The sequence below is a fragment of the Pseudomonas sp. GW822-FHT02G04 genome, from assembly GCF_058802085.1.
In genome coordinates, this window is sequence record NZ_JBXANU010000001.1 from 518,599 (window position 1) to 529,567 (window position 10,969).

The window sequence follows — 10,969 nt, forward strand, 5'->3', positions numbered from 1 at the left end:
GCGTGTAAGCACTCATAACGTCAACATTCCTGAAAATATTCCAGTTCATCTGAAGGTCTTCTGCGTGACTGAAATGATCAGCGCGATCGCCGCCACGCCGATCACGACCCAGAAATATTCCATGCTGGCGACCAGGGTCGATTGCTGCTGCAGCATTTGTGCGTGCATCGCCACCGAGATCTGATTCGCAGTGGTGGCGCCCACTTCGGATGACAGTGCTTGCGCCAGCTGTTGAGTCTGCTCCACATAGAGAGTGTCGCTGGCGCTGAAGTGCACGTTGAGGTTGTTGTATTGCAGGGTCGTACGCCATTGCAGAAACAGTGTGGCGGCCGTGGTGCCAATCGCCATGGCGATCTGTCCCATCATGTTTTTGATCTGATAGGCATGCGCGAAGAGCTTCTCTTCTTGCATCACGTCCCGAAAGGTCTGCATGGCGGCAGTCGACATGACTAACATCACAAAGCATCCATTGAGAATCAATGCCGGCAGAATGTTCGACCACATATTGGCGCTGGGCGTCAGCGAGGACAGCAGCCAGCCAAAGCCACCCAGCGCGATAAATCCCAGGATGAAGAATTTCTTCGGGGCAGGGTACTTTGGAAGGAGAGTGGCCATGATGACCCAGGTGGCCAGGGTGCCGGTCAGTCCGATGGCCTGGAATGTACCGATGGTGTCCCAGGAGTAGCCCAGTCCCGTTTGCAGGAAGTACGGCAAGATGTAGTTATTGGCGCCCAGTACAACGTAGGCGTAGCAGAACAGCGCCACGCCCTGGAGGTAACGAGGCTGCATCAAGTCTCTGACTTTCAGGAAGGGCTTGGCCTTGTTGTGTTCGGCGTGGAAGAAGGTGTACATCCCCAGTGCTGCCAAGAGTGCGCAACCGACGATGATGAAGGTGTCGTTATAAAAGTCGTAGTAGGAGCGCTGCAAAATATAGAGCAGAAAGAAACTGCTGACCGACAACAACAGAATGCTTGCCAGGCTCGAGGGGGTTCGGTCCTCTTCGGGGATAGGGCTCGTCGACAGAAAACGCACGCAAAGCGCTGCTGCAACCAGGGCGCCGACGATCAGTATCCAGAAGATGGCGTGCCAGGTATTTTCGGCCACCACCCACGACGAGATAAAAGGCGCCGCCGCCGTCCCGCCAGCGAGGCCGGTGGCAAATACTTTGATTCCGGTGAACCGGCCCGGGCCTGGGGGAATCAGGTTGATCATGAGGCGTGCCGACGTCATGAACGAGGCCCCACCCAGGGCCATGACGACTCGGCCTACGGTGAAGCTGGTCAAATCACTGCTCACGCCACACACGAAAGCGCCCAACACGAAAACGCTGATTGAGCCGAGCATGAAATTGCGCCAGCCCAGGCGCTCCGTCAACCAATGCTGTTTCGAAATCACCACCACTGCGATACAGGCATACAGGGCGGCCACCAGGCTGAATTCTTCAGGGCTGGCCTCGATTTCGCCGCGAATCGGAGCATTGGCAAAAGCGATCATGCCCGCCTGCAAATATTCCAGCGCACAAAGCAAGCCCACAGTGAACAACAAGGCAGCGTGTTTTCTGTACATGATCCGCCCCGTCAAAGCTTCAGGTTTTTGGGGGCATGGTCACTGCCCTCATTGGCACTGATCACGCGTTCCACAACGTCATTGGCGTCCTTAAGTTCGTTCTTGAAAATCTCGGTGCTGTAAACCGGTTGCTGTGCACCGGTCTTGTTCAGGACGGGGCCATTGCGATCGGAGGTATCGACTGAAACCCGCATGGATAAACCGAGGCGCAAGGGGTTTTGTGCTATTTCCTGCGGCCGCAAGGCGATCCTTACCGGCACCCGTTGAGTCACCTTGATCCAGTTGCCCGTAGCGTTCTGGGCCGGCATCAAGGAGAAAGCACTGCCGGTACCGGCATCCAGGCCGATGATGGTCCCGTGGAAGATGACGCTGCGGCTGTAGGCATCCGCGCGCAGTTCAACGGGTTGGCCAATACGCAGACCTTCTATCTGCGATTCCTTGAAATTGGCATTGACCCAGACTTGATCAACCGGCACCACCGACATCAGTGCGACGCCCGGACTGATTTTTTGTCCGACCTGCACAGTGCGTTTGGTGATTACACCTGCAACCGGTGAATAGATTTGGGTGCGATGCAAGGCGATGTAGGCATCACGCAGGTTGCTTGCCGCCACCAGCACATCCGGGTGAGTGCGAAGCGTGGTGTCGTCGACCATCGCACGCCGAATGGAGAGGGCGTGTTGGGTGCCATCAAGCCCTGCGATTGCGTTTTTGAGTACGTCGGCGGTGTGACTGATCTCTTCACGAGAAACTGCACCGCTGGCGCCGAGTTGGTTGCGCCGACGCAAATCATCCCGAGCCTTGCGCACGTCGTTTTGACGCTGCTCGACTTCGGCCTGGAGTTGCTGGACCTGGTAGTACTCAGTGCGTGCCAGGCGTACTGCGCGAGCGAGGTTCGACTGGGCTCGCTCGTACTGAATTTCGGCATCCACGGCGTTCAATGTGACCAATGGCGCGTTGGCATCGACATGATCGGTGTTGTCGCCGCTGATTGCCGTTACGGTACCGCTGACTTGCGAGGTCACCTGAACCACATTGCCGTCGACATAGGCATCGTCGGTGGATTCGCTGTCCAGTTTCAGCAGGTAGGTAATGCACAAGGCAACGACCATAAGGACGATGGCCACGATCAGCAGCAATGTGGGGCGGTGCGATGTTCGCTGTTGAGTGGTAGCGGCTGGGGAGGGCGTAGTTGTCGTCATAGCGTCATTTACCTGCCAGGGAGGGCGCGTTGTTCGGTCAACATTGAGTTAACGAGGTTGCAGCGTTCCGAACGCGCCGCGCTGGTAGCCATCAATGGCTTCGGTCAGCGCAAGCTGAGAGGCGAGCGCCAGCGGTCCTTGCCAATACACGGGTTGATTCAACGGGACGCCAGAAAACAGCACGGCTTTGGCATTGCCCTTGGGGGCGCTCAACCTGACTGCGCGATCGTCACGCAGCGGAAGATTCACCGGCAGCATGAGCTCGATGAGATTGAAGGGGAGGCCGTCGACCCACACTTCGCCGTCAATCGGCATCACGAACGCCACGTGACCTTCGGGGATCGGGACGCTGACTTCAGCGCCGTCCTCGAGCGAGATGTCCAGCACGGTCACTTCGGTGGGCACCGATAACGGCGACGACACCTCGGCGAAACGGCCCAGTGGCACGCGCACCTTGACCCCTGGCAAACGCACCACGGGCACATCCTGCGCTTCTAGACTGAGCGCAAACGGAGCGTCCGCTTGGCGCTCCTGCGCCAGGTTGATGAAAATCTGCAGCATGTGCACCGTCTTGCCCGGCTCGGCCGGCACCTCCTCGTGCACCACGCCTTTACCCGCCGCCGTCCAGTGCAGCCCACCGGGTTTAATCAGGTTGCGGTTGCCCAGCGCGTCGCGGTTATCAATCCCGGTTTCGGAATCAAGAAACAGATAGGACACGGCTGAGAAACCGGCATGTGGGTGCGGTGGAAACGTCGGCCCGCTGATCCAGGCATGATCGACCGCGAGAAACGGGTCGATAGGCTTGGCGAACTGATTTCCACGCAGGCTGAAGGCCCGGAACTGACTGCCGTGATTCATGCGCTGCAAACGTGCGACGGTTGTCATGGCAATCTCCTCAGGCGCTCTGTGCCGGGCTCATGGCCGGGTAATCGATATACCCTTGCGCGCCCGGTGCGTAGAACGTGTCCTTGTCCGGAGCATTAAGCTCGGCGCCTGTACGAAAGCGCTCAGGCAGATCGGGGTTGGCAAGGAAGGCGCTGCCAAACACGGCCGCATCGGCTCGACCCTCAGCGATCAAGGATTCGGCGGAACGCTGATCGAGCCCGCCACCGATCAGGTAGCTGCCGTCGAACAGTGGATGCAGCAACGCGTGGTAGTCGACGCTGGCGCCGAACAGGGCCACGTGCAGGTAAGCCAGATTCAGCCCGTGCAGCTGTTCGACCAAATAGGTGTAGGTTTCTTGCGGATTGGCATCGACGATGTCGTTGAAGTTCATCTCAGGCGAGATCTTGAGACCCACCCGGTCACCACCGATTTCTGTCGAGATGGCAGCCAGCACGTCCAGTACAAAACGAACACGGTTTTCCACCGATCCGCCGTACTCATCCGTGCGCTGATTGCTGCCCGTGGAGAGAAACTGTTCAGGCAGATACCCCGATGCGGCGTGCACCTCGACACCGTCGAAACCGGCCTCGATGGCCAGGCGCGCCGCTTGGCGATAGCCCTCGATGACCGCGGCAATCTCGACCACGCTGAGTGCATGGGGGGTGACGAAATCCTCAAGGCCCGTCGCGGTCCAGGTCTGGCCGGCGGGTTTGATCGCGGAGGGCGCCTGTGGCTGGGCGCCATTGGGTAGCAACGAAGGATGGGAAATGCGTCCGCAGTGCATCAACTGCATGAAGATCCTTCCGCCGCGAGCATGCACGGCCTCGGTGACTTGCTTCCACGCGGCGACCTGCTCGGTGGTTTCGATGCCTGGGGTGCGGACATAGCCCTTGCCCATCGCAACGGGGAACACGCCTTCACTGATGATCAGGCCGGCGCTGGCACGCTGTGCGTAGTAAGTCGCAACCAGTTCGCTTGGCACGCCGGCCTCATCGGAACGCGAACGAGTCATAGGGGCCATGACCATGCGGTTGGACAGGGTGTAGCGACTGATTTGGACTTGGGAAAAAAGAGAATTCATTGCGGTGCTCCTCAGTAATCGATGTAGCTATCATTGATCAATCCGAATCCGGGATAAACCTGGTTAAATTGAAATGACTGATCCACTGGTGGAGCAATGTCTGTAGCGGATTCCGCGATAGGGTCAGATAAAATTGAGTTGAAACTTCGATACCATCCCTTCAATGGGCGATGGGCATACCCCGGTAGCGTACCTTGGAATAATTCCCCTTTTGTTCTTGATACACCAAAAAGACAAGTCCAGAATCAAGTCCATTCCTACTTCAGGAATGAAAGAAACCCCTTTGATTTCAATGGGTCGGACGCCAGGCGCGAGTCTCGTTTCCCGCTCCAATTATTGTTCTACAGGCTTCTATTGAAGTCTGCAGAAACTGAAAAAAGAGGCTTCGGCCTCTTTTTTCGTTCCAGTAAGTTCCGCTCGAAAACACTACCAGCCACGTTTTCTTAGTACATTTTTTAGTACATTAATCCGGCGCTTGGTAGATCACTTTTTCGTGGGACTGGCCTCTCTGGAAACCGTACAAATCTCCTCTATTCAAACGAGACGGAGATTGTACAATGACCCTCACCGATACCGCAGTCCGACACGCCAAACCTCGTGCCAAGGACTACACCCTCCCTGACTACAACGGTCTCGCTCTTTTCGTGAATACGAAAGGCGCCAAGTGCTGGCACTTCCGCTTTTCCTGGGCGGATAAGCAACCCCGTATTTCTCTCGGTACCTATCCTGAAATTAGCTTAGGAGATGCTCGTGCTCTACGTGATGTTGCGAGGGCACTGGTCGCCAGGGGCATCGATCCGCGTGTCCATCGGCAGCTGGAGCGTAATGCCAGGCGCCTGGCCTCGGAAAACGCCTAGGAAGCGGTTGTTCAGCATTGAAAGTGGTACGCAAAGTTGAACATCGTGTTTCTGGTCGTGGGTCTCGATAGTCCGGTCGGACCCAGAACCTCCCGCTTCAATTGACCGCCGAGTCGGCTGACAGCGAGGGCGCTCAGGTTGAGATGTAGAGGGGGGGCGCCTTACCTTCGCTGTTCATGGTCAGTTAAGCCTTTGGGCCAGGTCGGTGATCAGTCGTTGGGCAGGTGCAGTTGCACTTCCATGGCGTCATGAAGGAGTCTGACGACCTCTATCACGTCGTCGTTTGCCACACGATAGAACACGATATGGCGTGGGCTTTTGACCGTCCCATGGGGGTGTTTGGCCTGCTGGCGTGAATAGATGAGGTGATAGCTGCGAAGGCCCGGTGCAAGCTCATCGCGGTCGAGGCTGCCAATGCGATAAGGCGTGCCGGCAAGAGCTTGCAGCGCCGCGAGGATCAGCGCCTGGTAGCGCTGGCGTGCTTGATCGCCGAATTGCGTCTGGGAGAGCCTGAGGATGTCGACAATGTCGGCGCGCGCCGCGTTGGAAATCCGATACTGCGGCATGCTCAGTGTTTTTCCCTCGCGGGGAGGGTGGCCTCCAGGCTCAACCCCTCGAGGTAGTGCTCCAGATCCCCTTCGTTCAACTGCGTGAAGCGCCCGTGCTCAAGGTCCATGATGCCGATCGAGGTCGCCTGACGCAGGGCTTCAATTTTGGCGGTGTCTTCGGCGACGCGTTGCTCCAATAGCCGCAAACCTTCTCGCATCACTTCGCTGGCATTCTGATAACGGCCGGACTGAACCAGGTCATGGATAACCTGTTCCTGGTGAGGGGTGAGCACAACGTTTCGCGTCGCCATGGTCGGCTCCAGTTCAGGGCAAACAGGTATTTTCGATTATTGGCATATTATGCCATTGCGCTTGCGAATGCATAACTGTGGGTTTGTATCTGACAAACTGTGTCGTACGGCGTCATCCTTCACGCCGAACAGCGCGTGCTGGCTCCGGACTGCATGTGCACAGAGTCCAAAAAAGGGTGTTGTAGGCGGGACGTCGGGGGGACAGCTTGATTAGTGTGGGCCTTGGGCCCTCAGCTTGGCCAAACCCTGTTTGATGTGTCAGGCGTTCTCACCGATCGTGTGAAGGGCGCCGCGGACGTTGTCGCCAGCCGCGGCACGGCCTTGGCTCTCAACCAATAAGGTCAGCACCATTAGTGTAGCCTCCAGGACGAGTTGGTTGTGATGCAGTCGTTCAAGAACATCAGGGAGAGAGTATTCAGGGGAAGGCATCGCATCGACTCCATTCGAGAGAGTGGGGAACTTAGCCGCAGGAATGGCTGACAACAAAAAGCCCGCAAATGGCGGGCTCTCTGTATGGGGTCAAATCCTTTTGTCCGTTCAATCTGCGCTCCGTTCTGTGAGCACTTCGTGAAAAGCATGTCGCTGGAACGAAAAAAAACGGCGCTTAGCCGGGCTCTCTGTCGATAGGGCCAAATCCTTTTGGCTGTCCGCATTGTGCTTGGTGGGTGTGACGAACGCATGACAGGGCGGATACGAAAGCGAACCCCCTGACCACGTTAATGCTGCACGATCCAGCGGTAAAAGCGTCCTCAGAAGCTTTGTTATGATCCCTTTCTCTGCCATCTGCAGCTGTGTGGCCTGTATTACCAGAGCGGCGGACCGCCGGAGCACACTGGATGACGATGCTTCTCACCCAGTGTGTCGTCTTTTACAGAATGTTCAGCGGGTAGCTGATGATCACACGATGCTCATCGCTGTCACGCTGGGTGGACACTTCGGTGCGCAGCGAGGCGTGACGCAAGGCAATGCTCAGGTCCTTGAGCGGACCTTGCTGGATGACATAGCTAACCGTCAGGTTGCGCTCCCATTCATTTTTGTCGCCAGCGGGTGTGCGGATGTTCGAGCCACTTTCGTACATGCCGAGAAAACTCAAACCGGGAATTCCGATCCTCGCGAAGTCATAGCCGTAACGAACCTGCCAGGTGGTTTCTCCGGCGCGCTGGAACTTGCCGATCATCGACTCCGTCATGAAATAGGCGGTGGAGCCGTCACCCTGGTTCAACCAGACCGCGTCGCTGTCGCCGCTAACTTGCTGCAGTCCGGCGGCGAAGGTGTGGCCGTTCAGCAGGTAGGTGAATTGCGCGCTGCTCAGGCGACTGTCGACCTTGCCTTTGGTCACACCGTTGCCGTAGTAGCCAAAGGTGTAGAAATCCGGGTCATGGCCGTTGGCTCCATCGGAGCGGTTGTCGAAGTGGCGCAAGTCGGTACGCAGGGTGCCGGGGCCGACCTGCCAGTCGTATTTGAGACCGAGGAAGTTCTGTTTGTAGAAGTCCTGCAAGTTGCCGTAGTAGTACTGCAAGGTCAGGTCTTTGGTCGCTTTGTAGTCCACGCCGCCGTAATAGAACTTGTTGACGAACTCGCCCGTCTGCGGGTTGTTTGCACCGGGAATGGACATGCCCATCTGGTTGCTTGAACCGCGGCCTTTGACATGCTCCAACTGGCCGAGGGTGAAGGTGACGTTCTCCAGGTCCTTGGACTGGAGCTGCCCGCCATTGAAGGTTTGTTGCAGCATGCGGTCGGTGGACATCACCACCGGCAACATCGGTACCAGCGTGCCGTACTTCAGTTCGGTGTTGGAGAACTTTGCCTTGGCCGTCAGGCCCAGGCTGCCGAACTCATCCACGGCGCGCCCGTCGCTGTCGGTCGGGAAGATGTTGCCGTTGAAGTTTTTGCTTTCGGGGTTGTAGTGCCGGCCCTTGCCGGAGTCCAGCCGAATACCGTACATGCCAATGGCGTCCACACCAAACCCCACCGTACCTTGGGTGTATCCGGACTGAAAGTTGGCGATGAAACCCTGGCCCCATTCCTGTGTGTAATTGGGGGCGGCCGCGCCGCTGCGGTTGTCGGCATTACTGAAAAAGTTGCGGGCCAGCACACTGAGCTTGCTGTCTTCTACCAGGCCGGCGGCGTAACCCTGTTGAGCGATGATCAGGCCGCAAATGCCGGCCACTACTTTAGGTGCGCGATTGAAAAGCTCCATCGGAGTCATCCCCATGAGTTGTCGAAAGTTGTGAGAGGCAGTCAAAAGCGGCAGTAAAGTTTTTATTGTTTTTCAGGAGCAACGGTGGCCGGCAAGACGTGCAGTCTCACGGGCGGCAGGCGGTACAGGATGAACAGCGCGAGCACGCCGAGGCCGGCGCAAAGCAGCAGGCCAACGCCCACCGACTGAGCCAACGCATCGCGTGCAAGGCTCAGCCATTGCGGGTGTTCGAGCAGGGCGGCATCGGGGCGCAGAAGGACCTGCGGGTCGGCGTACAAGGCCAGTCCATCAGCGTGCCCTTTGGCGATAAAAAGACGTTGCAGGTTGGCGCTGTAAAGCAAGTTGACCAGCACACCCATCGAAGCGGTTCCCAGCAGCCCACCCACCAGGCGCAGCGATTGGGTCAGTGCGGTGGCGATCCCGAGGAACTGACGCTCGGCAAGGGTCTGGGTGAAGACCGTCAGGTTGAGCAGGATGAAGCCTAGGCCAAGACCTGCCAGCAGGATCAAGCCGAGCAACGCATTGAACGAAGCACCGCGTCCGGCGATGGCCAAGCCGAGGCATGCCAGCAGCAACGCGACAAAACCGCACAGCGGCAACAGGTTTGGATTACGCAAACGGGTGACGATGCGACTGTTGACGATGGCGCCCAGGGTGATGCTCAGCGCGAGTGGCGTAATCAACAGGCCGGCATCCTGCGGTGAGTAGCCATAGCTGCCTTGCAGCAATAAAGGTAGATAGAACAATAACGTAAACATGATCGCCCCGGCGGCCATCGACAGCAGAAACAGCAGGCGCATGCTCGGCAACCCGAGTAAAGCCGCCGGCAGCAGTGCGTGCTGGCAGCGTCGCTCCCAGCGCCATAAGGCGAGGGTTGCTCCGACGCAGCTGACTCCCAGCGCCAGACAACCCAACGGCAGATTGATGTAGAACACCGAGCGCCAACCGTAGGCGCCTGTCAGATAACCACCTAAACCCGGACCTATGGCGTTGACCACGCTGAACAGGGCACTCAGCAGCATCTGCCAGCGCAGGCGTTGTCGGGTCTCAGGAAACAGTTCCGGAATGCAGGCGAACGCCGTGCCGATCAACATGCCTCCACCGACACCCTGCAAGGCGCGACCGATCACCAGCAACAGCATGTCTGTGGCCACGGCGCAGGCCAGCGACGCCAAGGTGAAGATGAGGGTGGCGGCGATCACAAAGGGCTTGCGCCCGTAGTAATCCCCCAACCGGCCGAAGATCGGGATGGTGACGATGGAGGCAAGCATGTAGCCCGTGGCGACCCAAGCGTAAAGCTCAAAGCCCTTGAGCTCGGCGACGATGCTGGGCAAGGCGTTACCGATCACTGTCTGGTCGAGTGCCGAGAGCATCAGCACCAGCGAGATGCCAAGCATCGCAAGCAAAGCCTGCCTGAAGCTCAGGGGAGGGAGGGTCGCCGCCGTCATCATCTGTTCCTCAGCTCAACGCCGCAACGGCAGCAGCAATGCGCGAGCAACCTTCGTCGAGGGTCTTGACGTCGGTGGCAATCGACATCCGGAAGAACGGCGCCAGGCCATATGCGGTGCCTGCCACCACCGCCACACCCTGGCTTTCCAGCAGGTACATGACCACGTCGTAGTCGCTGTCCAGCTGCTTGCCCTGGGCCGTGGTTTTGCCGAGCAAACCTGAGCAGTTCACATAGAGGTAGAACGCACCGTCTGGCTTGCGGCAACTCAAGCCGTCAATGGCGTTGAGCAGTTCCAGGCAGCGATCCCGGCGTTGCTGATAGACCGCCACGCTTTCCTTGACGAACGCCTGGTCGCCATTGAGCGCTTCGACGGCGGCGGCCTGGCTGACCGAACAGGAATTGCTGGTCGATTGCGATTGCAGGGTCGCCATGGCAGCGATCAGGTCGGCCGGGCCGGCGGCGTAGCCGATACGCCAGCCAGTCATGGCATAAGTCTTGGACACGCCGTTGACCACCAGGGTGCGCTCGGTCAACGCTGGTTCGATGGCGAGGATGTGCGGGTTGTCCAGGCCTTCGTAGCGGATGTGCTCGTAGATGTCGTCGGTCATCAGCAACACCTGCGGATAATCCAACAGCACATCGGCCAGGGCGCGCAGTTCGGCGGCGCTGTAGCTGGCGCCGGTCGGGTTGCTGGGAGAGTTGAGCAGCAGCCAGCGAGTGCGTTCGGTGATCGCGCCGCGCAGTTGCGCCGGGGTCAGCTTGAAGGCGTGTTCTTCCGGGCAGGCGAGGGTGACGGGTTCACCTTCGCAGGCCAGCACCATGTCGGGGTACGACACCCAGTACGGCGCCGGAATCAGCACTTCATCGCC

10 protein-coding genes are annotated in these 10,969 nt (G+C 58.3%); 1 reads left to right on the top strand and 9 read right to left on the bottom strand.

Annotated elements, in window-relative coordinates; all coding sequences use genetic code 11:
* Window positions 1-45: 45 nt before the first annotated feature.
* From AC1RO5_RS02380 to AC1RO5_RS02395, 4 genes are read right to left on the bottom strand one after another with little or no spacing between them, the layout of a single operon-like run.
* Complete coding sequence (locus AC1RO5_RS02380) at window positions 46-1,566, bottom strand: MFS transporter (protein ID WP_493172383.1); 1,521 nt, start codon at window positions 1,564-1,566, stop codon at window positions 46-48.
* Between the two features lie 11 nt (window positions 1,567-1,577).
* Window positions 1,578-2,768, bottom strand: coding sequence for an HlyD family secretion protein (locus AC1RO5_RS02385; RefSeq protein ID WP_493172385.1), 1,191 nt, complete (start codon window positions 2,766-2,768; stop codon window positions 1,578-1,580).
* A gap of 48 nt (window positions 2,769-2,816) precedes the next feature.
* Entirely contained in the window at window positions 2,817-3,653 is an 837-nt protein-coding gene (locus AC1RO5_RS02390; protein WP_493172387.1) for a pirin family protein, read from the bottom strand.
* A gap of 10 nt (window positions 3,654-3,663) precedes the next feature.
* The gene (locus AC1RO5_RS02395) at window positions 3,664-4,734 is read right to left on the bottom strand and encodes an alkene reductase (protein ID WP_493172388.1); all 1,071 of its coding nucleotides are present in this window, start codon (window positions 4,732-4,734) and stop codon (window positions 3,664-3,666) included.
* Window positions 4,735-5,291: 557 nt separating this feature from the next.
* Here AC1RO5_RS02395 and AC1RO5_RS02400 point away from each other — a divergent pair.
* Window positions 5,292-5,591 (top strand): Arm DNA-binding domain-containing protein, encoded by a 300-nt coding sequence (locus tag AC1RO5_RS02400; RefSeq protein ID WP_493172390.1) that lies wholly within the window; start codon window positions 5,292-5,294, stop codon window positions 5,589-5,591.
* A gap of 209 nt (window positions 5,592-5,800) precedes the next feature.
* On the opposite strand, the gene AC1RO5_RS02405 is transcribed toward AC1RO5_RS02400, so the two are convergent.
* The 5 genes from AC1RO5_RS02405 to AC1RO5_RS02425 form a co-directional block, all read right to left on the bottom strand.
* A complete protein-coding gene (locus tag AC1RO5_RS02405; protein ID WP_493172391.1) occupies window positions 5,801-6,157 on the bottom strand; it encodes a type II toxin-antitoxin system RelE/ParE family toxin in 357 nt (118 codons plus the stop codon).
* A gap of 2 nt (window positions 6,158-6,159) precedes the next feature.
* Window positions 6,160-6,450, bottom strand: a complete 291-nt coding sequence (locus AC1RO5_RS02410) for a type II toxin-antitoxin system ParD family antitoxin (protein WP_201062399.1) — start codon at window positions 6,448-6,450, stop codon at window positions 6,160-6,162.
* An 868-nt stretch (window positions 6,451-7,318) separates the two neighbouring features.
* Window positions 7,319-8,650 (bottom strand): OprD family porin, encoded by a 1,332-nt coding sequence (locus AC1RO5_RS02415; RefSeq protein WP_493172395.1) that lies wholly within the window; start codon window positions 8,648-8,650, stop codon window positions 7,319-7,321.
* A gap of 62 nt (window positions 8,651-8,712) precedes the next feature.
* On the bottom strand, window positions 8,713-10,098 hold the full coding sequence (locus tag AC1RO5_RS02420) for an MFS transporter (RefSeq protein ID WP_493172397.1): 1,386 nt from the start codon (window positions 10,096-10,098) through the stop codon (window positions 8,713-8,715).
* 10 nt (window positions 10,099-10,108) lie between these two features.
* The coding region (locus tag AC1RO5_RS02425) for an aminotransferase class I/II-fold pyridoxal phosphate-dependent enzyme (protein WP_493172399.1) at window positions 10,109-10,969 on the bottom strand (861 nt) is incomplete at its 5' end.